This is a genomic window from Isoptericola sp. BMS4 (genome assembly GCF_011634835.1).
Lineage (GTDB): Bacteria > Actinomycetota > Actinomycetes > Actinomycetales > Cellulomonadaceae > Isoptericola.
In genome coordinates, this window is sequence record NZ_SIRP01000001.1 from 2,287,319 (window position 1) to 2,310,907 (window position 23,589).

The 23,589-nt window shown below is 74.2% G+C and carries 19 protein-coding genes; all 19 read left to right on the plus strand.

The window, feature by feature from the left end; all coding sequences use genetic code 11:
• Positions 1-50: 50 nt before the first annotated feature.
• The 19 genes from EYB28_RS10215 to EYB28_RS10305 all read left to right on the plus strand — a co-directional run bounded on the left by EYB28_RS10215 (position 51) and on the right by EYB28_RS10305 (position 23,528).
• On the plus strand, positions 51-335 hold the full coding sequence (locus EYB28_RS10215) for a hypothetical protein (RefSeq protein WP_166847363.1): 285 nt from the start codon (positions 51-53) through the stop codon (positions 333-335).
• A gap of 184 nt (positions 336-519) precedes the next feature.
• Positions 520-717: a ubiquitin-like protein Pup gene (locus tag EYB28_RS10220; RefSeq protein WP_166847366.1), complete on the plus strand. Its 198-nt coding sequence runs from the start codon at positions 520-522 to the stop codon at positions 715-717.
• Positions 718-723: 6 nt separating this feature from the next.
• Entirely contained in the window at positions 724-1,632 is a 909-nt protein-coding gene (gene prcB / locus EYB28_RS10225) for a proteasome subunit beta (RefSeq protein WP_166847369.1), read from the plus strand.
• Positions 1,629-2,351, plus strand: coding sequence for a proteasome subunit alpha (gene prcA, locus EYB28_RS10230; RefSeq protein ID WP_166847372.1), 723 nt, complete (start codon positions 1,629-1,631; stop codon positions 2,349-2,351). Before prcB ends, prcA begins: the two co-directional genes overlap by 4 nt.
• Positions 2,352-2,415: 64 nt before the next feature.
• Positions 2,416-3,777, plus strand: a complete 1,362-nt coding sequence (gene pafA, locus EYB28_RS10235; RefSeq protein ID WP_166847375.1) for a Pup--protein ligase — start codon at positions 2,416-2,418, stop codon at positions 3,775-3,777.
• A gap of 301 nt (positions 3,778-4,078) precedes the next feature.
• The gene (locus EYB28_RS10240; protein WP_166847378.1) at positions 4,079-5,065 is read left to right on the plus strand and encodes an FKBP-type peptidyl-prolyl cis-trans isomerase; all 987 of its coding nucleotides are present in this window, start codon (positions 4,079-4,081) and stop codon (positions 5,063-5,065) included.
• A complete protein-coding gene (gene hisF / locus EYB28_RS10245) occupies positions 5,062-5,832 on the plus strand; it encodes an imidazole glycerol phosphate synthase subunit HisF (RefSeq protein ID WP_166847381.1) in 771 nt (256 codons plus the stop codon). The genes EYB28_RS10240 and hisF overlap by 4 nt, the downstream gene beginning before the upstream one ends.
• The gene (locus EYB28_RS10250) at positions 5,829-7,820 is read left to right on the plus strand and encodes an ABC transporter ATP-binding protein (protein ID WP_370459466.1); all 1,992 of its coding nucleotides are present in this window, start codon (positions 5,829-5,831) and stop codon (positions 7,818-7,820) included. The genes hisF and EYB28_RS10250 overlap by 4 nt, the downstream gene beginning before the upstream one ends.
• Complete coding sequence (locus EYB28_RS10255) at positions 7,817-9,649, plus strand: ABC transporter ATP-binding protein (protein WP_166847384.1); 1,833 nt, start codon at positions 7,817-7,819, stop codon at positions 9,647-9,649. The genes EYB28_RS10250 and EYB28_RS10255 overlap by 4 nt, the downstream gene beginning before the upstream one ends.
• A gap of 79 nt (positions 9,650-9,728) precedes the next feature.
• Positions 9,729-10,190: a phosphoribosyl-AMP cyclohydrolase gene (gene hisI, locus EYB28_RS10260; RefSeq protein ID WP_166847387.1), complete on the plus strand. Its 462-nt coding sequence runs from the start codon at positions 9,729-9,731 to the stop codon at positions 10,188-10,190.
• 92 nt (positions 10,191-10,282) lie between these two features.
• A complete protein-coding gene (locus tag EYB28_RS10265) occupies positions 10,283-11,812 on the plus strand; it encodes an anthranilate synthase component I (protein ID WP_240930718.1) in 1,530 nt (509 codons plus the stop codon).
• Positions 11,809-12,468, plus strand: coding sequence for a Trp biosynthesis-associated membrane protein (locus tag EYB28_RS10270; protein WP_166847389.1), 660 nt, complete (start codon positions 11,809-11,811; stop codon positions 12,466-12,468). Before EYB28_RS10265 ends, EYB28_RS10270 begins: the two co-directional genes overlap by 4 nt.
• Before the next feature lie 37 nt (positions 12,469-12,505).
• Positions 12,506-12,802, plus strand: coding sequence for an HGxxPAAW family protein (locus EYB28_RS10275; RefSeq protein WP_166847392.1), 297 nt, complete (start codon positions 12,506-12,508; stop codon positions 12,800-12,802).
• A gap of 191 nt (positions 12,803-12,993) precedes the next feature.
• On the plus strand, positions 12,994-13,818 hold the full coding sequence (trpC, locus tag EYB28_RS10280; protein WP_166847395.1) for an indole-3-glycerol phosphate synthase TrpC: 825 nt from the start codon (positions 12,994-12,996) through the stop codon (positions 13,816-13,818).
• 113 nt (positions 13,819-13,931) lie between these two features.
• Complete coding sequence (gene trpB, locus EYB28_RS10285; RefSeq protein WP_166847397.1) at positions 13,932-15,287, plus strand: tryptophan synthase subunit beta; 1,356 nt, start codon at positions 13,932-13,934, stop codon at positions 15,285-15,287.
• The gene (gene trpA, locus EYB28_RS10290; protein ID WP_166847400.1) at positions 15,284-16,273 is read left to right on the plus strand and encodes a tryptophan synthase subunit alpha; all 990 of its coding nucleotides are present in this window, start codon (positions 15,284-15,286) and stop codon (positions 16,271-16,273) included. Before trpB ends, trpA begins: the two co-directional genes overlap by 4 nt.
• The gene (gene lgt, locus EYB28_RS10295) at positions 16,270-17,379 is read left to right on the plus strand and encodes a prolipoprotein diacylglyceryl transferase (RefSeq protein ID WP_166847403.1); all 1,110 of its coding nucleotides are present in this window, start codon (positions 16,270-16,272) and stop codon (positions 17,377-17,379) included. The genes trpA and lgt overlap by 4 nt, the downstream gene beginning before the upstream one ends.
• 121 nt (positions 17,380-17,500) lie before the next feature.
• Positions 17,501-22,069, plus strand: coding sequence for a glutamate synthase large subunit (gene gltB / locus EYB28_RS10300; RefSeq protein WP_166847406.1), 4,569 nt, complete (start codon positions 17,501-17,503; stop codon positions 22,067-22,069).
• On the plus strand, positions 22,062-23,528 hold the full coding sequence (locus EYB28_RS10305; RefSeq protein ID WP_166847409.1) for a glutamate synthase subunit beta: 1,467 nt from the start codon (positions 22,062-22,064) through the stop codon (positions 23,526-23,528). The genes gltB and EYB28_RS10305 overlap by 8 nt, the downstream gene beginning before the upstream one ends.
• Positions 23,529-23,589: the final 61 nt, after the last annotated feature.

A 23,589-nucleotide genomic window follows, 5' to 3' on the forward strand; every position in this document is an offset into this window, starting at 1 on the left:
CGGACGCGGTTCGTGGCTCCGACATGCTGACGGAGGAGAGCCTCCGGGCGATGGAGGACGCGTCCAGGCTCGTGGAGTCCGGCGAGGATGTCGACGACGACCGGGCGTGCGAGATCTTCTCGATGCTGCTCGTGGCCGCCGGGCAGCCCGAGGGCAGCGGATGGACGCTCCGCTACGTCCCGGACCTCGAGGATCCCGCTGCTGTCATGGCGCAGGCCTGCATCGGTGGGCGCTACCACACGGTGCTCCTGGCGGCCGACGACATCGGCCCCGGGCAGGACGCCGAGGTCGAGGGGCGTGTGCAGCTCGCGCTGCACGCGCTGATCGACGGCTGATCGGTAGGCCTGACGCCGTCGTCCAGGTTCAGCCGTGGGCGCAACCGGGCGGCCGCGAGCCGCTGACCGGCCGCGACACGCGCCCGCAGGAACGGACACCGGCGCGCGGTGTCGGCAGCAGCGCATAGGCTGGTCGTTGCGGGGTTCTCACCGAGAGCCCGCAGGTGAGCGAAGGAGGCGGACCATGGCCGGTCAGGAACGGATCACCCCTCAGCACGAGGACCGCACGCCCGACGACGACGCGGACGCCCCGCCGCCGGCGGCCCCCGCCACGAGCGAGCGTGACGCCGAGGTGGACTCCCTGCTGGAGGAGATCGACGAGGTGCTCGAGACGAACGCCGAGTCCTTCGTGCGGGGCTTCGTCCAGAAGGGCGGTCAGTGAGGCTCCATGACGCACCCTGCTGACACCTCGGGACGGCTCCCGGACGCGTTCCTGCGTCCGGGGTCGTCGTCGTTCGTGGACTTCCTGGCGGACCACGCGCCGGACCTGCTCCCCGGGCACCGCGGCACGCCCGCGGGCGCCGGGGGAGAGGGCCTCGCGCCGCACGCGACGACCATCGTGGCGCTGACCTTCGGCACCGACGACGGCGGCCGCGGCGTGATCATGGCGGGCGACCGGCGGGCGACCGCCGGCAACCTCATCGCCAGCCGGGAGATGGAGAAGGTCTTCGCGGCCGACGCGTACTCGGTGGTCGGCATCGCCGGCTCGGCGGGCGTGGCGGTCGAGCTGGTCCGGCTCTTCCAGCTCGAGCTGGAGCACTACGAGAAGATCGAGGGCTCGCTGCTGTCCCTGGACGGCAAGGCGAACCGCCTGTCGACGATGATCCGCGGCAACCTGCCCCTGGCCCTGCAGGGCCTCGCGGTCGTGCCGCTGTTCGCGGGCTACGACCTGGACCGGGGCTACGGGCGCCTGTTCAGCTACGACGTCACCGGCGGCCGGTACGAGGAGCACGACCACCACACGGTGGGATCGGGCTCGGTGTTCGCCCGCGGCGCCCTGAAGAAGCTGTGGCGCCCCGGGCTCGACGCGGACGGGGCGGTCGGCGTGGCCGTCGAGGCCCTGTACGACGCGGCGGACGACGACAGCGCGACCGGGGGCCCGGACACCGTCCGACAGATCTGGCCGGTCGTGACCGTGGTGACGGCCGACGGCGTGCGCCGCGTGGCCGACGACGAGCTGGCGGCGACGGTCGAGCGGATCGTCGCCGAGCGGGGGGCGGCGCACCGCGCCGCCCACGGTGACCGCCCCGCGGGCGGGACCCGGCCGGAGGGGACCCAGGGAGGTGCGCGCGCATGACCATGCCGTTCTACGTCTCGCCCGAGCAGCTGATGAAGGACCGGGCGGACTTCGCGCGCAAGGGCATCGCCCGCGGCCGCTCCGTCGTCGTCCTCGGCTACGACGGCGGGATCGCCTTCGCCACGGAGAACCCGTCGCGCGCCCTGCACAAGATCTCGGAGATCTACGACCGCATCGCCTTCGCGGCCGTCGGCAAGTACAACGAGTTCGAGAACCTGCGTGTCGCGGGCGTGCGCTACGCCGACCTGCGCGGCTACTCCTACGACCGCACGGACGTCACCGCCCGGGGCCTCGCCAACGCGTACGCGCAGACCCTCGGCACGGTGTTCACCACGGAGTCCAAGCCGCTCGAGGTGGAGCTGGTCGTGGCCGAGGTCGGCGCGACGCCCGGCGAGGACCAGGTGTACCGGCTCTCGTACGACGGCTCCGTCGCGGACGAGCACGGCCACGTCGTCATGGGCGGGCAGGCGGAGCAGCTCGGCGCCCGGGTCACGGAGGCCTGGCACGAGGGCATGTCGCTGTCCGAGGTGCTGCGGCTGGCCGTGCGGACGCTCGGCGCCGTCGGCACGGACGGCTCGCTCGTCGACCAGGGGTCGGAGCGGGAGATCGCGCCGGCGGGCCTGGAGGTGGCCGTGCTGGAGCGCGCCCGGCCGCGCCGGGCGTTCCGCCGGCTGCACGGGGCGGCTCTCGCCGAGCTGCTCACCGAGTCCGGGGGCTGAGCCCGGCAGCAGGGCCCGCGAACCGGTCCCGGCACCGGGGCCGGCCGAGCAGAAAGGGGATGTCGTGGACCGCAGGATCTTCGGTCTGGAGACCGAGTACGGCGTGACGTGCGCGGCCGACGACGGCCGCGGCCTGTCCGCGGACGAGGTCGCCCGCTACCTGTTCCGCAAGGTGGTCGCCTGGGGACGTTCCTCGAACGTCTTCCTGCGCAACGGCTCGCGGCTGTACCTGGACGTCGGGTCCCATCCGGAGTACGCGACGGCGGAGTGCGACGACATCCACCAGCTCGTCGCCTACGACCGCGGCGGGGAGCGGATCCTCGAGGGCCTCGTCGCCGACGCGCAGCAGCGCCTGGAGCACGAGGGCCTTGCCGGCAAGGTCCACCTGTTCAAGAACAACACCGACTCGGCGGGCAACTCCTACGGCTGCCACGAGAACTACCTCGTGCGCCGCCAGGGCGACTTCTCCCGCTTGTCCGAGGTGCTGGTCCCGTTCCTCATCACCCGTCAGGTGCTCACCGGCGCGGGCAAGGTGCTCGCCACGCCCCGCGGCGCCGTGTACTGCCTGTCGCAGCGCGCGGACCACATCTGGGAGGCCGTGTCCAGCGCCACCACCCGGTCGCGCCCCATCATCAACACCCGCGACGAGCCGCACGCCGACGCGGAGAGCTACCGCCGGCTGCACGTCATCGTCGGCGACTCGTCGATGGCGGAGCCGACGACGATGCTCAAGGTCGGCGCCACCGACCTGGTGCTGCGGCTCGTCGAGGCGGGCGTCCCGATGCGCGACCTCACCCTCGAGAACCCGATCCGGGCGATCCGTGAGATCAGCCACGACTCCACCGGAAAGCACCCCGTCCAGCTCGCCAACGGGCGCACGGCCACCGCCGTGGAGATCCAGTACGAGTACTACCAGCGCGTCCGGGAGCACACCGAGGCCCACGTCGACCAGACCCCGGTCGTCAAGCAGGTGCTCGACCTGTGGGAGCGCGGGCTGCGGGCCCTCGAGACCGGGGACCTGACCCTCGTCGAGCGGGAGCTCGACTGGGTCATCAAGCTGCGCCTCGTCGAGCGCTACCAGGCCAAGCACGGCCTCAGCCTCGACGACCCGCGCATCGCCCGCCTCGACCTCGCCTACCACGACATCTCCCGCACGGAGGGGCTGTACAACCTGCTCGCCGCGCGCGGCATGGTCGACCGGGTGGTGACCGACCTCGAGGTCTTCGAGTCGACCGCGGTGCCGCCGCCCACGACGCGCGCCAAGCTCCGGGGCGACTTCGTCCGCGCCGCGCAGGAGGCCCGCCGCGACTACACCGTCGACTGGGTGCACCTGAAGCTGAACGACCAGGCGCAGCGCACCGTGCTGTGCAAGGACCCGTTCCGCAGCGTCGACGAGCGCGTCGAGCGGCTGATCGAGTCGATGTAGGTAGGTGGGGAGCGGGGCCGGGAGGTTCTTCCGCGCAGGCGCGTTCACGGGCGCTGGGCGCCCTCTACTTCGGGAGGGATACGCCCGCGCGGAAGAACCTTCCGGCCCCGCTCGGTGGGTCGCTGGCGCGTGCGTTGGGCGCCCTCCGCTTCGGGAAAGATACGTCCGCGCGAAGAACACGACACCGCGCGACATCGGCCGGTCACGGTGGGAGCAACGGCAACGGCAACGGCAACGGCAACGGCAACGGCAACGGCAACGGCAACGGCACGCGAGTGATGGGGCGTGGCAGACTGTCGCGGTGCGTCGCCGTCCCTCGCCCCTCCTGGCCGTTCTCGTCGGCGGGACTCTCGTGCTCGGCGGCTGCGGCTCCTCGGCGCTGGGCGACCTGAGCGCCGCCTCGGAGACGCCGTCGCAGGCGCCGGTCCAGGTGATCGGCACGGTCGGTGAGCCGCCCGTGCTCGACTACGCCCAGCCGTACGACGTGGCCCAGCCGGGCGCGCGCACGATCTGGCCGGGGGCGGGAGAGCCCGTCACGGACGGCGAGCCCGTGCTGCTCAACATGTACGCCGAGGACGGCCGGGACGGCAGCGTGATCTCCAGCACGTTCATCGACGCCCCGGCCTGGTACACGATGTCCCCCGAGTCGCTCGGGGGCAACCTCTACGAGACGCTGCGGGGTCAGCGGGTGGGCGCCCGCCTGCTGCTCGTGGAGGAGGACCAGGGGGTGCCGGTCATCCTGGTCATCGACGTCCTGCCCACGCGGGCCTCCGGCACGGCCCGGAAGCCGGCGGAGGGCCTGCCCACGGTGGTGCGCGCGGACGACGGGACGCCGTCGGTCCGGGTGCCGGGCGACGCGAAGCCGCCCGAGGAGCTGGTCGTGCAGCCGCTCCTGCGCGGCAGCGGGCCGCAGGTGCAGGTCGGCCAGGTGGTGACGATCCGCTTCACGGCGGTGCGGTGGGCCGACGGCGACGTGTTCGACTCCACGTGGACGCCCGGGACCCGGCCCCAGTCCGCCACCGTCGGCATCGGCCAGCTCGTCGACGGCCTCGACCAGGGGCTGGTGGAGCAGACGGTCGGCTCGCAGGTGATGCTCGTGGTGCCTCCCGCGCTGGGCTACGGTGGCACCAGCAGCCTGCTCGCCGACCAGACCCTCGTCTACGTGGTCGACATCCTCGACGCGCACTACCAGGTGACCGAGGAGGACGCCGTCTCCGGTTCCACGGAGCCGGGCGACGACGGCGGCGAGCGACCGTCCGGAGCCACCGAGGAGCAGAACCCCAGATGACCGTGTCCGTCCGTGTGATCCCGTGCCTCGACGTCGACGCCGGACGAGTCGTCAAGGGGGTCAACTTCACCAACCTGCGCGACGCCGGTGACCCGGTCGAGCTCGCCGCCCGGTACGACGCCGAGGGCGCCGACGAGGTGACGTTCCTCGACGTCTCCGCCTCGTCCGGCGGGCGCGAGACCATGGTCGACGTCGTGCGGCGCACCGCCGAGCAGGTCTTCGTCCCCCTGACCGTCGGCGGGGGAGTGCGGTCCACCGACGACGTCGACCGCCTGCTGCGCGCCGGTGCGGACAAGGTCGGGGTGAACACCGCCGCGATCGCCCGCCCCGAGCTCGTCGAGGAGATCGCCGCGCGGTTCGGCCGCCAGGTGCTCACCCTGTCCGTCGATGCCCGCCGCGTCACGGACGGGACGACGACGCCGTCGGGCTACGAGGTCACCACCCACGGCGGGCGGCGCGGCACCGGCATCGACGCCGTCGAGTGGGCGGAGCGCGTGGCCCGCCTGGGCGCGGGCGAGATCCTGCTGAACTCGATGGACGCCGACGGCACCACCTCCGGGTTCGACCTGGAGATGCTGACCGCCGTCCGCGAGCGCGTCGACGTCCCCCTCGTGGCGTCCGGCGGCGCGGGCACGCCCGCCGACTTCGTGGCCGCGGCCCGCGCCGGCGCCGACGCCGTGCTCGCCGCGAGCGTGTTCCACTTCGGCACCCTGTCGGTCCACGAGGTCAAGGACGCCATGCGCGCCGCCGGCCTCGAGGTCCGGTGACCGCCCCGCGGGGCGGGGACGTCGCACCCGGCGGGGCGCAGGGGGCCGGCCACGGCGTCACCCTGACCGGGTCCCGCCTGCGCCGCTCCGCCACGCTCGTGGGGCGAGGGCTGCGCGCCGAGCCGCGCCTGTCCGCCCTCGCGGTGGCGGCCTCGGCGCTCTTCGGCGCAGCGACCGTCGCCGTGAGTCGCGCCGTCGGCTGGGCGACCGACGCCGTCGTGGTCCCCGCGATCGCCGGCGACCCGGCCGCGCGCGAGGAGATCTGGACGGCGGGCCTCGTCCTCCTGGCCGTGGCCCTGACCCTCGCGCTGAGCGTCGCGGGCCGCCGCATCTGGGCGGCGTACACCACCGCCGGCATCCAGGCGCAGCACCGCCGCGCCGTCACCCGGCAGTACCTGCGGCTGCCGATGTCCTGGCACCGTGAGCACCCCGCCGGGCAGCTGCTGTCCAACGCCGGCGCCGACGTCGAGGCCGCGACCGGCGTGTTCAACCCGCTCCCGTACGCCCTCGGCGTCCTCGTGATGATCGTGGTGGCAGCCGGGATGCTCGTCGCGACCGACCCGTGGCTCGCCCTCGCGGCGCTCGTCGTCATCCCGGCGGCCGTCGCCGCCAACGTCGTCTTCCAGCGGCACATGTCGCCCGCCGCGACGCGCGCGCAGCAGCTGCGGGCCGAGGTCGCCGACGTGGCGCACGAGTCGTTCGAGGCGGCGACGCTCGTCAAGTCCCTCGGCACCGCCGACCGGGAGGTGGGCCGCTTCGCCGAGCGCGCCGACGCCCTGCGGGCCGCGAACGTGCGGGTGGGCACGGTCCGGGCACTCTTCGACCCGGTCATCGAGCTGCTGCCGAACCTCGGCACCCTGCTCGTGCTCGGCGTCGGCGCCTGGCGAGCCTCGACCGGCGCCGTCGACACCGGCGACGTCGTCACCGCCGCCTACCTGCTGACCGTCATGGCCGTGCCCGTGCGCGCGTTCGGCTGGGTGCTCGGCGACCTGCCGCGCGCGCTCGTGGGGTACGACCGGATCGCGCGCGTGCTGGACGCCCGCGGCCAGGTCCGGCCCGGCGACCGGCCCCTGCCGCGGGGCCCGCGGGGCGCCGCGGTCCGCCTCGCCGGCGTGGGCGTCGACGTCGGCGGCAGCCCGGGCGGGATGGCCGGCACGCCGCCCACCACGGTCCTCGACGACGTGACGCTGGACGTCCCGGCCGGCGCCACCGTGGCCGTCGTGGGCACCACCGGCTCCGGCAAGAGCACCCTGGTGTCCCTGCTGGCGCGGCTGAGCGACCCCACCCGGGGGACCGTCCTGCTCGACGGCGTCGACCTGCGCGATGCGGCGCCCGGCGAGATCCCCGCGCAGGTGGCCCTCGTGGCGCAGCACACGTTCGTCTTCTCCGACACCGTCCGGGCGAACGTCACCCTCGACGACGACGTCTCCCCCGAGACCGACGCGCGGGTGTGGGAGGCGCTGGCCGCCGCCCGCGTCGACGACGTCGTCCGGGCGCTGCCCGGCGGCCTGGACGCGCACCTGGGGGAGCGGGGGGCGAACCTGTCCGGCGGGCAGCGCCAGCGCCTGGCGATCGCCCGGGCCCTCGTGCGGCGGCCCCGCCTGCTCGTGCTCGACGACGCGACCAGCGCCGTCGACCCTCGGGTGGAGCGGGAGATCCTCGGCGCCGTGTCCGCGGCGGGCGGCGACGTCGGGCACGACGCGCGGTCGACGACCGTCGTCATGGTCGCCTACCGCATGTCGTCGGTGGCGCTCGCGGACGTCGTCGTGCACCTCGAGTCCGGCCGCGTGGCGGACGTCGGCACGCACGCGGAGCTGCTCGCCCGCGACGCCGGGTACCGGGAGCTCGCCACCGCCTACGAGCGCGAGACCGCGCGGCGACGGCGCGAGGCCGCTGACGAGGCCGCCGTGGACGCGTGCGGTGCCGGCGGCGACGGCGCGGTGCCGGCGGGCGCGGCGGCGCCCGACGACGAGGAGGCGAACCGATGAGCACGGCCCGGATCGCGACCACGAGCGACCTCGGCGTCCTGGCCACGGTGCGCCGGGGCGTGCAGATCTCGCCGCAGATCGTCGACGGCCTGTGGCTGACGCTCGCCCTCGCCGTGCTCGGGGCGGCCGGCCGGGTCGTCGTGCCGATGACGGTGCAGCGCACCATCGACGACGGGATCCTGGCCGCCGGCGGTCCCGACGGCGGCCGGGTGCTGCTCCTCACGGGCCTGGCCGCGGCCGCCGTCGTCCTCGCCGGCGCGTGCACGGCCATGGTGAACGTGCGGCTGTTCCGGGCCACGGAGGCAGGCCTGGCGGCCCTGCGGGTGCGGGCGTTCCGGCACGTGCACGACCTGTCGACGCTCGCGCAGGGCACCGAGCTGCGCGGGTCGCTGGTCTCGCGCGTGACGAACGACGTCGACACGGTGTCGCTGTTCGTCCAGTGGGGCGGCATCACCCTGATCGTCTCGACCCTGCAGGTCGCTGTCGCGACGGCGCTGATGCTGGTGTACTCGCCCTTGCTGACGGCCGTCGTGTGGGTGTCCTTCGTGCCCGTGTTCCTTCTGCTGCGCTTCGGGCAGCGGCTCGTCAACCGGGCGTACACGCGGGTGCGCACCCGCGTGGGGGCGATGCTGGCCGCCGTCTCCGAGGCCGTGGTCGGCGCGGAGACCCTGCGGGCGTACGGCGCGCAGGCGCGGACGGGACGGCGGATCGACGCCGCCGTGGAGGACACCCGGGCGGCGCAGGGCAGGGCGATGGTGGCGGTGGCGAGCGTCTTCTCCACCGGCACCCTCATGGCCACGGCGGTGCTGGGCGTCGTCGTCGTGGTCGGTGCCCACCTCGGGATGGCCGGCGACCTCACCGCCGGCGAGCTCGTCGCGTTCCTGTTCTGCGTCCAGCTGTTCACCGGCCCGGTGCAGCAGGCCACCGAGATCCTCAACGAGCTGCAGAACGCCGTGGCCGGGTGGCGCCGCGTCCTCGCGGTCGTCGACACCCCGGTCGACGTCGTCGACCCCGGCGGGCAGCCGGGCGGACACGGCACGACGAGCCCCCGCGGCCCCGCCCGCGTCCGGCTGCGGGGCGTGCGCTACGCGTACCCGGACGGGCCCGAGGTGCTGCACGGCGTCGACCTGGACATCCCGGCCCGGACGAAGGTCGCGGTGGTCGGCCGGACCGGGTCCGGCAAGACCACGATCGCCAAGCTCGTCGCCCGGCTCATGGACCCCACCGCGGGCCAGGTCCTGCTCGACGACGTCGACCTGCGGGACCTCACGGCGGCGTCGCTGCGCGAGCGGGTGGTGCTCGTGCCGCAGGAGGGCTTCCTCTTCGACGGCACCGTGGCGCAGAACGTCGCGTACGGGCTGCGCGGCGAGGACGCGCCCGCCTCGCTCGCGGGTCCGTTGCCCGACCGGGTGCGCGCCCACGTCGAGGAGGCCGTCGCGTCGCTCGGGCTCACGGACTGGGTCGCGGACCTGCCCGCCGGCCTGGACACGCCGGTGGGCCAGCGCGGCGAGGCGCTCAGCGCCGGCGAGCGCCAGCTGGTCGCGCTCGCCCGCGCCCACCTCGCCGCCGGCGACCTGCTCGTCCTTGACGAGGCCACGTCCGCCGTCGACCCGGCGACCGAGGTGCGCATGGCCCGGGCGCTCGACTCGCTGACCGCCGGGCGCTCCACCGTGACCATCGCGCACCGCCTGTCCACCGCGGAGGCGAGCGACCTGGTCGTGGTCGTGGACGACGGGCACGTGGTCGAGGTCGGGCCGCACGACGCCCTCGTGGACGCCGGCGGCGTGTACGCCAGGATGCACGCGAGCTGGGTGGCCCAGACGCGGTGATCCACACGGTGATCGACACGTGAGCCCGGACCGCGCGACGGCGGCACCTGGAGGCCCGGTGCCGTGCCAAGATGCTCTGGTGCAGTCCCGACCCCACGACCCCAGCGCCCGACCCAGCGCCCGACCCTCCGCCACCGCCGCGCTCGACCACGCCGTCGCCGACCGGCTCAAGCGCGACGAGCACGGCCTCGTCGCCGCCGTCGTGCAGCAGCACGACACCGGCGAGGTGCTCATGCTCGGCTGGATGGACGACGAGGCGCTGCGCCGCACCCTGACCCAGGGCCGCGTGACGTTCTGGAGCCGCTCGCGCGGCGAGTACTGGCGCAAGGGCGACACCTCCGGGCACGTGCAGCACGTCCGCTCCGTCGCGCTGGACTGCGACGGCGACGCCCTGCTCGTGCGGGTCGACCAGGTGGGCGCCGCCTGCCACACGGGCACCCGCACCTGCTTCGAGGCCGGGGGAGACCTGGGTGCCGTCGTCGGCGACCCGGGAGCGCCCGCCACCACCGACCAGCCCCACCCGACCGAGGAGACCCGGTGACCACCCCCACGTCCCACGTGTCAGCACAGGTGCCGGCCCGGCCAGCCGACCCGGCGCCGGCCGGAACGGCCGCCGCGCCCACCGCCGACGAGCTGACGTGGGGCGCGACGTGGCCCGGCCTGCCGACGTTCCGCGCACTGGCCCGCGACCGCCGGGTGATCCCGGTCGTGCGCCGCGTGCTCGCCGACGACGTCACTCCGGTCGGCCTGTACCGCACGCTGGCCCGCGACCGGCCGGGCACCTTCGTGCTCGAGTCCGCCGAGGCGGGCGGCGGCTGGTCGCGCTGGTCGTTCGTCGGCGTGGACTCGCGGGCGACCCTCACGGCGCGCGACGGCCAGGCGGTCTGGCGGGGCGACGTCCCCGTGGGCGTGCCCACGTCCGGCGACGTCGTGGAGGTCCTCGGCGCCGCGCTCGAGGTGCTGCGCACCCCGCCGATCGACGGCCTGCCGCCGCTGACCGGCGGCATGACCGGGTCCATCGGATGGGACGCCGTGCGGCACTGGGAGCCGACGCTGCCGTCCCGCGCGCCGGACGAGCTCGGCGTGCCCGAGGTGGCGCTGAGCCTGGCGACCGACCTGGTCGCGGTGGACCACCACACCGGCGCGCTGTGGCTGATCGCGAACGCCATCAACGCGGACGACACCGACGAGCGGGTGGACGAGGCGCACGCGGACGCCGTCGCCCGCCTCGACGCGATGGCCGCCCGCCTCGCCGACCCGGCACCGTCCGTGCCCACCGTGCTGCGCTCCGCGCAGGACGTCGACGAGCCCGTGCTGGAGTTCCGCTCCACCCGCGAGGAGTTCGAGGCCGCCGTGGCCACCGGCAAGGAGGCCATCCGCGACGGGGAGGTCTTCCAGGTGGTGCTCTCCCAGCGCCTGGACCTGGACTGCCCCGCGGAGCCGCTGGACGTGTACCGGGCGCTGCGCACCATCAACCCGAGCCCGTACATGTACTACTTCCGGCTCACCGACGCGGACGGCGCGGAGTTCTCCGTCGTGGGCTCCAGCCCGGAGACCCTGGTCAAGGTCACCGACGGGCACGCCACGACCTACCCGATCGCCGGGTCGCGTCCGCGCGGCGCCACTGTCGAGGAGGACGTCGCGCTCGGCGACGAGCTGCTGGCCGACCCGAAGGAGCGCGCCGAGCACCTCATGCTCGTCGACCTGTCGCGCAACGACCTGGTCAAGGTCTGCGAGCCGACGACGGTCGAGGTCGTCGAGTTCATGGCGACCCGGCGGTTCAGCCACATCATGCACCTGTGCTCCACCGTCGTGGGGCGCCTGCGGGACGGGGCGACCGCGCTCGACGCCCTGCGGGCCACGTTCCCCGCGGGCACGCTGTCGGGGGCGCCCAAGCCCCGCGCCATCGCGCTCATCGACGCGCTCGAGCCCGCCTCGCGGGGCATCTACGGCGGCACCGTCGGCTACCTCGACTTCGGCGGCAACATGGACATGGCCATCGCGATCCGCACCGCCTGCATCCGCGACGGGCGCGCGTCGGTGCAGGCCGGCGGCGGCATCGTCGCGGACTCGGTGCCGGCCCTGGAGTACGAGGAGTCCCGCAACAAGGCCGCGGCCGCCGTGCGGGCCGTGCAGCTCGCGTCCCGGTTCGGTGCGCTGTGAGCGCGTCGGGCACGCCCCGCGGCCCGCTGCGGGCGCGCTCCCGCGCGGTCTGGGCCGTCGTGGCGTTGGGCGGTCTCACGCTCGCCACGGCGGTGCCCACCTGGCTCACCACCACCGTGTCGACGGCGCTGTCGGCGTCCGTTCCGGTGGAGGTCACCGGCACGGACGCGGCGTCCGCCGTCGGCGCCGCGGCACTCGTCGTCGTGGCGGGCGGCGTCGCGCTCGCCATCGCCGGCCGGATCGCCCGCTGGGTGGTCGCCGTGGTCGTCGCGCTCGCCGGGGGACTGGTCACCGCCTCCGCGGCGGGCGTCCTGCGCGACCCCGTCCCGGCCGCGACCGCGGGGGCGTCGGACGCGCAGGGCGTGACCGACCTCACGTCCCCGGTGGCGGTCGCGGTTTGGCCCTGGCTCACGGCCGTGCTCGGCGTGCTGATCGTCGTCGTCGCGGTGCTCGTCGTGCTGGGCGCGCCCGGCTGGGGGGCCACCTCGGGACGGCACGAGCGCGCCGGAGCGCCCGCGGATGGCTCCGGCGCCGCGCCGCGCGCCGGGTCCGGCGAGGACGGCGGCACGGCCGACGCGGACGGCACGGGCCGGCACGACCCCCACGACGCGTGGGACGCGCTGACCCGGGGCACGGACCCCTCCGACGAACGCTAGGCTGGTGTCGCACCACGTCACGAAAGGCATCCACTCCATGACCGACAACCGCAACGCCGAGGTCGCCTACCTGCCCCCGGCGGTCCCGCCCACCAACCACGGCCACACCGTCGCGGCCTGGGTGACGATGATCGGGATCATGATCGGCTCGGCGATCGCGGCGGTCGGCGTCGCAGTCCCGCTGGTCGCGTCCTCCGGTCCCGCCGCAGCGCTGTTCTGGGCCGGTATCGTCATCGTCGTCCTGGCGAACGTGGCGGGTCTGGTGCTGCGCAACATGGGCTTCGGCCAGGCGAGGCCGGGCGAGGAGCCGCGGCGCGAGCCGGCCGCGCACTGACCCTCCACGAGCGGCGTGCACTCGTCCGACGGGCGGGAGCACGCCGCTCGCGCGCGTCCGGTGTCTCACGCTCCGGCGGTGTGCAAGGGGTCACTCGCGCGGGGCCTACCATGACAGACAGGCATCGGCAGGACGCCGGGCAGCGGGCCGGGCGACGGGCTGGGTCCGGTGCCGAGGGGACGGGAGGCAGCATGACGGTCCTGGAGGACATCGTCGCGGGAGTCCGCGAGGACCTGGCCGTGCGTCAGGCACGCACGTCGCTCGACGACCTCAAGGAGCGCGCCGCGCGCGTGCCCGGGGCGCTCGAGTGCCGCGGCCGGCTGCTGTCGGAGGACCGCGTGGCCGTGATCGCCGAGGTCAAGCGGTCGAGCCCGAGCAAGGGCGCGCTGGCGCCCATCACCGACCCGGCGGCCCTGGCCGCCGACTACGCCGACGGCGGCGCCCACGTGATCTCCGTCCTCACCGAGGAGCGCCGCTTCGGCGGCAGCCTCGCCGACCTGGACGCGGTCCGCGCCCGGGTGGACGTCCCCGTGCTGCGCAAGGACTTCGTCGTCACGCCGTACCAGGTGTGGGAGGCGCGCGCCCACGGCGCCGACCTCGTGCTCCTGATCGTCGCCGCCCTCGAGCAGACCGTCCTCACGTCGCTGGTCGAGCGGGTCCACTCGCTGGGCATGACGGCCCTCGTCGAGGCGCACACCGCCGACGAGGTCCGTCGCGCGCTGGACGCGGGCGCCCGCGTCGTCGGGGTCAACGCCCGGGACCTGAAGACCCTGGAGGTCGACCGGTCGACGTTCGCACGGCTCGCGCCCCTGGTCCCGGACGACGTCGTGCGCGTCGCCGAGTCGGGTGTCCGCGGTCCCCACGACGTGCTCGACTACGCCCGCTCGGGCGCGCACGCCGTGCTGGTCGGGGAGGCCCTCGTCACGGACGGCACGCCCCGCGCGTCGGTCGCCGACCTCGTGGCCGCCGGGCAGCACCCCGCCCTGTGGTCGGTCCGCCCGGCGGCACAGCCCTGACCGCCGCCGTCCGCCGGCGCGTGCCGCCCCGCGCACGGGGGACCGGAGACGCCGGGCCGGCTCGCGGACGACGACGCGTCGCGCGGACGACGACCCGATGAACAGATGACCCGATGATCCGAGAGGGAGACCCCGTGCCCGACCAGCCCGTGCGGGACGCGCTCACCGAGACCCTGGCGCACCAGGTGGCCGAGCGCCTCGCCGACGTGCAGGGACCGTACTTCGGCGCCTTCGGGGGCCGGTTCGTCCCCGAGGCGCTGATCGCGGCGCTCGACGAGCTCGAGACCGAGTACCGCAAGGCGCTCGGCGACCCGGCTTTCACCGACGAGCTCGCCCGGCTGCACCGCGAGTACACCGGCCGACCCTCGCCGCTGACCGAGGTGCCGCGGTTCGCCGCGCACTGCGGCGGGGACGGGGCCGGCGCCCGGGTGTTCCTCAAGCGCGAGGACCTCAACCACACGGGCTCGCACAAGATCAACAACGTGCTGGGCCAGGCGCTGCTCGTGCGGCGGATGGGCAAGCACCGCGTCATCGCGGAGACGGGCGCCGGCCAGCACGGCGTCGCGACCGCGACCGCCGCGGCGCTGCTGGGCCTCGAGTGCGTGGTCTACATGGGCGAGGAGGACACCCGCCGCCAGGCGCTGAACGTGGCGCGCATGCGGCTGCTCGGCGCCGAGGTCGTGCCGGTGAAGATCGGGTCGCGGACCCTCAAGGACGCCATCAACGAGGCGCTGCGCGACTGGGTCGCCAACGTCGACACGACGCACTACGTGCTCGGCACGGTCACCGGGCCGCACCCGTTCCCCGAGATGGTGCGCGAGTTCCACCGGATCATCGGCGACGAGGCGCGCGAGCAGCTGCTCGAGCGCACGGGCCGCCTGCCCGACGTCGTCGCGGCCTGCGTGGGCGGCGGGTCGAACGCCCTCGGCCTCTTCAACGCGTTCCTCGACGACGACGGCGTGGCCCTGTACGGCTTCGAGGCAGGCGGCGAGGGCATCGAGACGGGCCGGCACGCGGCCCGGTTCTCCGGCGGGGCGCCGGGCGTGCTGCACGGCGCGCGCTCCTACCTGCTGCAGGACGACGACGGCCAGACGCTGCCCAGCCACTCGGTGTCCGCGGGCCTGGACTACCCGAGCGTGGGACCGGCGCACTCCTGGCTCCACGACCTGGGTCGGGCGACGTACGAGCCCGTCACCGACGACGAGGCCATGGAGGCGTTCCGCCTGCTCTGCGAGACCGAGGGCATCATCCCGGCGATCGAGTCGGCGCACGCCCTCGCGGGCGCGCTGCGCGTCGGTCGGCGGCTGTCCGAGGAGGGGCGCACGGGGCCCGACGGCGGCCCGCTGTCGATCGTGGTCAACCTCTCCGGGCGCGGCGACAAGGACGTGGCGACGGCGGCCCGCTGGTTCGGGCTGCTGGACGAGGGCGTCGCCGCACAGGAGCTGGAGCGTCAGGAGGGACGAGGATGAGCCAGGGCACCGCCGGGACCGCGACCGGAACCGCGACGACGTGGCCGCGGGGCGTCACGGGCGAGCTGCTGGCGCGCCTGCGTGACGAGGAGGACCGCCCGGCGCTCGGCGGCTACCTGCCGGTCGGCTTCCCGACGCCGGCGCGCTCCGTCGAGGCGCTGAAGACCATGGTCGACCACGGCGTGGACATGATCGAGCTCGGCGTCCCGTACACCGACCCCGTGCTGGACGGCCCGGTCGTGCAGGCGGCGGCCCAGGGCGCGCTGGACGCCGGGACCCGGCTGTCCGACGTGTTCGAGGTGCTGGCCGAGCTGACCGCGTACGCGCCGCAGGTGCCCGTCGTCGTGATGACCTACTGGAACCCCGTGCTGCGCTACGGCGTCGACAGGTTCGCGCGCGACCTGGCCGCGGCGGGTGGCGCCGGGCTGATCACGCCCGACCTCGTCCCCGACGAGGGGGCGGACTGGCTGGCGGCGAGCGACGCCCACGCCGGGGGACCGGGGCCCGGCTCGACCGCCGACGGCGCGCCCGGGCTCGACCGCGTCTTCCTCGTGGCCCCCAGCTCCACGCCCGAGCGCCTGCGGCTCACCGCCGGGGCGTCGCGCGGCTTCGTCTACGCCACGTCGGTCATGGGCGTCACCGGGGCCCGCGCCACGGTGGGGGACCGGGCGGAGCAGCTCGTGGCCGACACCCGCGCCGCCGGCGCGGAGATGGTGTGCGTCGGCCTGGGCGTGTCGACCGCCGCGCAGGCGCGTGAGGTGGGCCGGTACGCCGACGGCGTGATCGTCGGGTCGGCGCTGGTGCGCACCCTCCTGGGCGAGTCGATGCCCGGGCACGCCGTGCCGGGGCCGCCGCACGAGGTGGACGACGACGAGTGGGCCGCCCGCCTCGGCAGGCTCGGGGCGCTGACGGCGGAGCTGGCGGAGGGCGTGCGGACGGCACGCGCCGGGTCCGGCGCCGACACCCCTGTGGGAGACGCCTCGTGACCTCGACCCTCGCGCTCGCGGCCGTGCAGGCCGCGATCCCCAGCCCGCCGGAGCACACCTGGTACCTCGGCCCGGTGCCGGTCCGCGCCTACGCGCTCGCCATCCTGGCCGGCATCGTCGTCGCGGTCTGGATCACCACGAAGCGCTGGGTCGCCCGCGGCGGGGTCGCCGACGACGTGCTGGACATCGCCTTCTGGGCGGTCCCGTTCGGGATCGTCGGCGGGCGCCTCTACCACGTGATCAGCACCCCCGAGCCCTACTGGGGTCAGGGCGGCGACCCCGTGCGTGCCCTGTACGTGTGGGAGGGGGGCCTGGGCATCTGGGGCGCGGTCGCCCTGGGCGGCCTCGGCGCCTGGATCGGCTGTCGCCGCAAGGGCGTCAGCCTGGCCGTCTTCGCGGACGCGCTCGCGCCGGGCCTGCTGGTCGCCCAGGCCATCGGCAGGCTGGGCAACTGGTTCAACCAGGAGCTGTTCGGCGCCCCCACGACCCTGCCCTGGGGCCTCGAGATCGACCCGGAGGTGATCCGGCAGCTGAACGACGCGACGGGAACGTCGTTCGAGGCAGGTACCCTCTTCCATCCGACGTTCCTGTACGAGATGATCTGGAACCTCGCGGCAGCGGCGTTCTTGGTCTGGCTGGACCGTCGGTACAGGCTCGGTCATGGGAGGGTATTCTGGGCCTACGTCGCGCTCTACACCCTTGGCCGGGTGTGGATCGAGATGCTCCGCATCGACACCGCCGAGCACGTGCTCGGGCTGCGGCTGAACGTGTGGACGTCGATCGTCGTCGGCCTCGGGGCCGTCGTCGCCTTCGTCCTCGTCGGGAGGCTGCGACCCGGCCGTGAGGACGGCGTCATGCTGCCCGGGCGCACCCCGCCCGGGCAGGAGGAGACCATGGCGGACGCACCGGACGACCCCGGGACGGCCGCCGGCGAGCACGACCACGCGCAGGACGACGTGGAGCTCGTGGCGGACGACGGCACCGTCGAGGACGGTGCCGGAGAACGCGACGCGGGCCGCGACGGCTCCCCGGACGGGGAGACCGGGGCGGACCGCGACGGCGTCGACGCCGACGGACCCGACCCGGGGACGTCTGCGCGCGCCTGACGGCGCCGCGCGCCCGGGGAGAGCCCGGTGCGCGTGACCGCAGTTCCGACGGGCCGACGACGTCCCGACCAACCACGTGAGCACGACACGCCTCGAACGGGCGTGCAGGAGGACGGTGTTGATGACCACGCCGCAGCATCGGGTCGCGCGACCCCAGGCCCAGGGCTTGTACGACCCTGCGGCCGAGCACGACGCGTGCGGTGTCGCGTTCGTCGCGACCCTGCGAGGCACCCCCGGCCGCGACATCGTGGACGCGGGCCTCACGGCTCTGCTGAACCTCGACCACCGCGGCGCGGTGGGCGCCGAGGAGAACAGCGGTGACGGGGCCGGGATCCTCACGCAGATCCCCGACGCGTTCGTCCGCGACGTGATCGCCGTGGAGCTGCCTCCCGCCGGGCACTACGCGATCGGCATGGCGTTCCTGCCCCAGGACGCCGCCGAGGCGGACGCCCTCGCGCGGCGCTTCGAGGCGATCGCCGCGGAGGAGAAGCTCGACGTGCTGGCCTGGCGCGACGTGCCCGTCACGGCCGACCTCGTGGGTCCGACGGCGCGCGCGTCGATGCCGCTGTTCCGCCAGGTCGTCGTCGCCGACCCGACGCGGGAGCTGTCGGGGCTCGAGCTGGACCGGCGCACCTACCGCCTGCGCAAGCGGGCGCAGCACGAGCTGGACCTCTTCCTCGCGTCGCTGTCGTGCCGCACCCTGACCTACAAGGGCATGCTCACCACGGCACAGCTCGAGCCGTTCTTCCCCGACCTGTCGGACCCCCGGTACGCGTCGGAGATCGCGCTCGTCCACTCGCGGTTCTCCACGAACACGTTCCCGTCGTGGCCGCTCGCGCAGCCGTTCCGGCTCGTGGCCCACAACGGCGAGATCAACACCGTGCGCGGCAACCGGAACTGGATGGCGGCGCGCGAGGGCACGCTGTCGAGCGACGTCCTCGGCGACGTCACCCCCCTGCTGCCGGTGTGCACCGAGGGCTCCAGCGACTCCGCGAGCTTCGACGAGGTGCTCGAGCTGCTGCACCTCGGCGGCCGCTCGCTGCCGCACGCCGTGCTGATGATGATCCCGGAGGCGTGGGAGAACCACGCCGAGATGGACGCCGCCCGCCGTGCGTTCTACTCCTACCACTCGAACCTCATCGAGCCGTGGGACGGTCCCGCCTGCCTGACGTTCACCGACGGCACGCTCATCGGCGCCGTCCTGGACCGCAACGGCCTGCGCCCGGGGCGCTACTGGGTCACGGAGGACGGGCTCGTCGTGCTGGCCTCCGAGGCCGGCGTGCTCGACATCGACCCCGCCACCGTCGTGCGCAAGGGTCGGCTCGAACCGGGCCGCATGTTCCTCGTGGACACCGACCAGGGCCGGATCGTGGAGGACGACGAGGTCAAGTCGCAGCTCGCGGCCCAGCGCCCGTACGCCCAGTGGGTCGACGAGAACTCGATCTCGCTCGGCTCTCTGCCGGAGCGCGAGCACGTGGCGCACAGCGCTGCCTCCGTGCAGCGCCGCCAGCGGGCGTTCGGCTACACGACCGAGGAGCTCAAGATCCTGCTGACGCCCATGGCCGACAACGGCATGGAGCCTCTCGGCGCGATGGGCTCGGACACCCCGGTGGCGGTGCTGTCGACGCGGCCGCGGCTGCTCTTCGACTACTTCACGCAGATGTTCGCCCAGGTGACGAACCCGCCGCTCGACGCCATCCGCGAGGAGCTGGTGACGTCGATCGGGGGCGCCATCGGGCCCGAGCCGAACCTGCTCGACGACGACCCGCGCCATGCGCGCAAGCTGGTGCTGCCGTTCCCCGTGCTGGACAACGACGAGCTCGCGAAGATCGTGCGCATCGAGCGCGACGAGCGGCTCGAGGGCGAGTTCCGGGCGCACATGGTCCGCGGCCTGTACGAGGTCTCGGGCGGTGGCCGCGCGCTGCAGGCGCGCCTCGAGGAGATCTTCGCCGAGGTCGACGCGCAGATCGAGGCGGGCGCGACGCACATCGTGCTGTCGGACCGCGACTCCGACTCGGAGCTCGCGCCCATCCCGTCGTTGCTGCTCACCAGCGCGGTGCACCACCACCTGCTGCGCCAGCACACGCGCACGCGGATCTCGCTCGTCGTCGAGGCCGGCGACGTGCGCGAGGTGCACCACGTCGCGCTCCTGATCGGGTACGGCGCCGCCGCGGTGAACCCCTACCTCGCCATGGAGACCGTCGAGGACCTCGCCGTCCGTGGCTACCTGAACGTCTCGCCCGAGCAGGCCGTCGCGAACCTCATCAAGGCGCTCGGCAAGGGCGTGCTCAAGGTCATGAGCAAGATGGGCATCTCGACGATCATGTCGTACCGCGGCGCGCAGACGTTCGAGGCCGTCGGGCTGTCGCACGAGCTCGTCGAGGACTACTTCACGGGCACCACGAGCCGGCTGGCCGGCGTCGGCCTGGACGTCGTCGCGGCCGAGGTCGCCGCGCGCCACGCCGAGGCGTACCCGGCGTCCGGCAACCACGCCGCCCACCAGCGGCTGACGACCGGCGGCGAGTACCAGTGGCGCCGCGACGGCGAGGAGCACCTCTTCGACCCGGAGACCGTCTTCCGCCTGCAGCACGCCACGCGCACCGGCCGCATGGACATCTTCCGGCAGTACACGCGGCGCGTGGACGAGCAGTCGGAGCGGCTCATGACGCTGCGCGGCCTGATGCGCTTCGCCTCCGACCGCGAGCCGGTGCCGATCGACGAGGTCGAGCCCGTCAGCGAGATCGTCAAGCGGTTCAACACCGGTGCGATGTCGTACGGCTCCATCTCGGCCGAGGCCCACGAGACGCTCGCGATCGCGATGAACCGCCTCGGCGGGCGCTCCAACACGGGCGAGGGCGGGGAGAACCCCGAGCGCCTGTACGACCCGGAGCGGCGCTCGCGCGTCAAGCAGATCGCGTCGGGGCGCTTCGGCGTGACCAGCGAGTACCTGACGAACGCGGACGACATCCAGCTCAAGCTCGCCCAGGGGGCGAAGCCCGGGGAGGGCGGACAGCTCCCCGGCCCCAAGGTGTACCCGTGGGTCGCCAAGACCCGGCACTCCACCCCGGGCGTGGGCCTGATCTCGCCGCCGCCACACCACGACATCTACTCGATCGAGGACCTGGCGCAGCTCATCCACGACGCCAAGAACGCCAACCCGTCCGCCCGGATCCACGTCAAGCTCGTCTCCGAGTTCGGCGTCGGCACCGTGGCCACGGGCGTGTCCAAGGCGCACGCGGACGTCGTCCTCATCTCCGGCCACGACGGCGGCACGGGCGCGAGCCCGCTGACGTCGCTCAAGCACGCGGGCACGCCCTGGGAGATCGGCCTGGCCGAGACCCAGCAGACGCTCGTGCTGAACAACCTGCGCGACCGCATCGTCGTGCAGGTGGACGGGCAGATGAAGACGGGCCGCGACGTCGTGGTGGCCGCCCTGCTCGGCGCCGAGGAGTTCGGCTTCGCGACCGCGCCGATGGTCGTCGAGGGCTGCATCATGATGCGCGTGTGCCACCTGGACACCTGCCCGGTGGGCGTGGCCACGCAGAACCCGGAGCTGCGCAAGCGGTTCTCCGGCAAGCCGGAGTTCGTCGTGAACTTCTTCGAGTTCATCGCCACCGAGGTGCGCGAGCACCTCGCCTCCCTCGGGTTCCGCTCGGTCGAGGAGGCCGTGGGGCACGTGGAGGCGCTGGACACGCGCAAGGCCGTCGACCACTGGAAGGCCCAGGGCCTCGACCTGGCTCCCGTGCTCACGAAGCCGCACGCCCCGGAGGGCGCCGCGCTGCACCAGGTCACGACGCAGGACCACGGGCTCGACAAGGCCCTGGACAACGAGCTGATCGCGCAGGCGCGTCCCGCCCTGGAGGACGCGCTGCCCGTGCAGGTCTCCGTGCCCGTGCGCAACGTCAACCGGACGGTCGGCACCATGCTCGGCCACGAGGTGACCAAGCGGTACCGGGGCGCGGGCCTGCCCGACGACACGATCGACGTGACGCTGACCGGCTCGGCGGGGCAGTCGCTGGGCGCCTTCCTGCCGCGCGGCATCACCCTGCGGCTCTTCGGCGACGCCAACGACTACGTCGGCAAGGGCCTGTCCGGCGGGCGCATCGTGGTGCGGCCCGACAAGAACGCGGTGCTCGAGGGCGCGGCGAACGTCGTGGCGGGCAACGTCATCGGGTACGGCGCGACGTCCGGCGAGATCCTGCTGCGCGGCCGCGTCGGCGAGCGCTTCGGCGTGCGCAACTCCGGCGCGACGCTGGTCGTCGAGGGCGTGGGCGACCACGGCTGCGAGTACATGACCGGCGGCGCAGTACTGGTGCTCGGCCCGACCGGCCGGAACTTCGGCGCGGGCATGTCCGGTGGCGTGGCGTACGTCCTCGGGCTGCGCGACGCCGCGATGAACACGCAGGCCGTCGCCTCCGGCGAGCTGGACGTCGGGCCGCTGGAGGACGCCGACTGGCAGGTCGTGCGCGACCTGCTGGAACGGCACCTCGCCGAGACGGGCTCGCCCGTCGCGGCCGAGCTGCTCGAGGAGCCGGACGCCCGCGCCCGGTTCTCCCGGGTGCTGCCGGCCGGCTGGGCCCGGGTCCGGGCCGCCCTGGCGGACGCCGAGGCGAACGGTACGACGCTCGGCGAGGGCGACGACTTCGACCCGTCGATGTGGGAGCAGATCATGGAGGTGGCCCGTGGCTGACCCCCGGGGATTCCTGAAGGTGCGGGAGCGCGAGCTCCCGCCGAACCGTCCGGTCGAGGTGCGCCTGCGCGACTGGAAGGACGTCCACGCGCACCGGGAGGAGGGCCAGCCGTTCCTCAAGGAGCAGGCGGGCCGCTGCATGGACTGCGGCATCCCGTTCTGCCACCAGGGCTGCCCGCTCGGCAACCTCATCCCGGAGTGGAACGACCTGGTGTGGCGCGACCAGTGGGCCGACGCCATCGAGCGGCTGCACGCGACGAACAACTTCCCGGAGTTCACCGGGCGCGTGTGCCCGGCGCCGTGCGAGACCAGCTGCGTGCTCGGCATCAACCAGCCCGCGGTGACGATCAAGAACGTCGAGGTCTCCATCATCGACGAGGCCTTCGCCCGCGGGCTGGTGACGCCGCAGGTGCCGCAGCGCCTCACGGGGTCCACCGTCGCGGTCGTCGGCTCCGGGCCCGCGGGTCTCGCCGCGGCGCAGCAGCTCACCCGCGCGGGGCACACCGTGGTCGTGTACGAGCGGGACGACGCCATCGGCGGTCTGCTGCGCTACGGCATCCCCGACTTCAAGCTCGAGAAGCACCACATCGACCGCCGTCTGGAGCAGATGGAGGCCGAGGGGACCAGGTTCCGTCCCGGCGTCACGATCGGGCAGGACATCACCTGGGACGCCCTGCGCCGCCGCTTCGACGCGGTCGTGGTCGCCACGGGGGCCACGGTCCCGCGCGACCTGGCGCTGCCGGGCCGCGACCTGGCCGGCATCCACTACGCGATGGACTTCCTGACGCCGGCGAACAAGGCCGCGCACGGGGCCCCCGTGGCCGACGCGCCGAGCGCGGAGGGCAAGCACGTCGTCATCATCGGCGGCGGCGACACCGGGTCGGACTGCCTCGGCACGTCCCTGCGCCAGGGTGCCGCCAGCGTGACCACGCTGGCGATCGGCAAGAAGCCGCCGCTGGAGCGCCCCGCGCACCAGCCCTGGCCCACCGACCCGATCGTCTTCGAGGTCTCGGAGTCGCACGAGGAGGGCGGTGAGCGCACCTACCTCGCCTCGACGGTAGAGTTCATCGGTGGCGAGGACGGGTCCGTGCGTGCGCTGCGCGTCGCGGAGACCGAGTACCTGCCGGACGGGCGCCGTGTGCCGAAGGAAGGCAGCGAGCGGGAGATCCCGGCCGACCTGGTGCTGATCGCGATGGGCTTCACCGGCCCGGAGACCGGCGAGATCACCGAGCAGACGGGTATCGAGCTCACCGGACGCGGGCTCGTGCGCCGCGCCGACGACTACGCGTCGAGCGTGCCCGGCGTCTTCGTGACGGGGGACGCCGGCCGCGGTCAGTCGCTGATCGTGTGGGCGATCGCCGAGGGCCGCGCCACCGCGGCCGCGGTGGACTCGTTCCTGCAGGGCAGCACCGAGCTGCCCGCTCCGGTGGGTCCGCGGACCGTCGCACTGCGAGGATAGGACGAGGACGAGCAAGACCCCGGTCGCCGTGGCGGCGGCCGGGCCGGCCCGGGTCGTACCG

Excerpts from the sequence above, each read along its gene's own strand:
- EYB28_RS10215 (WP_166847363.1), top strand. The coding sequence starts at position 51 with ATGGAGGACGCGTCCAGGCTCGTGGAGTCCGGCGAGGATGTCGACGAC.
- EYB28_RS10220 (WP_166847366.1), top strand. The coding sequence starts at position 520 with ATGGCCGGTCAGGAACGGATCACCCCTCAGCACGAGGACCGCACGCCC.
- prcB (WP_166847369.1), top strand. The coding sequence starts at position 724 with ATGACGCACCCTGCTGACACCTCGGGACGGCTCCCGGACGCGTTCCTG.
- prcA (WP_166847372.1), top strand. The coding sequence starts at position 1,629 with ATGACCATGCCGTTCTACGTCTCGCCCGAGCAGCTGATGAAGGACCGG.
- hisF (WP_166847381.1), top strand. The coding sequence starts at position 5,062 with ATGACCGTGTCCGTCCGTGTGATCCCGTGCCTCGACGTCGACGCCGGA.
- EYB28_RS10255 (WP_166847384.1), top strand. The coding sequence starts at position 7,817 with ATGAGCACGGCCCGGATCGCGACCACGAGCGACCTCGGCGTCCTGGCC.
- EYB28_RS10275 (WP_166847392.1), top strand. The coding sequence starts at position 12,506 with ATGACCGACAACCGCAACGCCGAGGTCGCCTACCTGCCCCCGGCGGTC.
- trpC (WP_166847395.1), top strand. The coding sequence starts at position 12,994 with ATGACGGTCCTGGAGGACATCGTCGCGGGAGTCCGCGAGGACCTGGCC.
- trpB (WP_166847397.1), top strand. The coding sequence starts at position 13,932 with ATGATCCGAGAGGGAGACCCCGTGCCCGACCAGCCCGTGCGGGACGCG.
- trpA (WP_166847400.1), top strand. The coding sequence starts at position 15,284 with ATGAGCCAGGGCACCGCCGGGACCGCGACCGGAACCGCGACGACGTGG.
- gltB (WP_166847406.1), top strand. The coding sequence starts at position 17,501 with ATGACCACGCCGCAGCATCGGGTCGCGCGACCCCAGGCCCAGGGCTTG.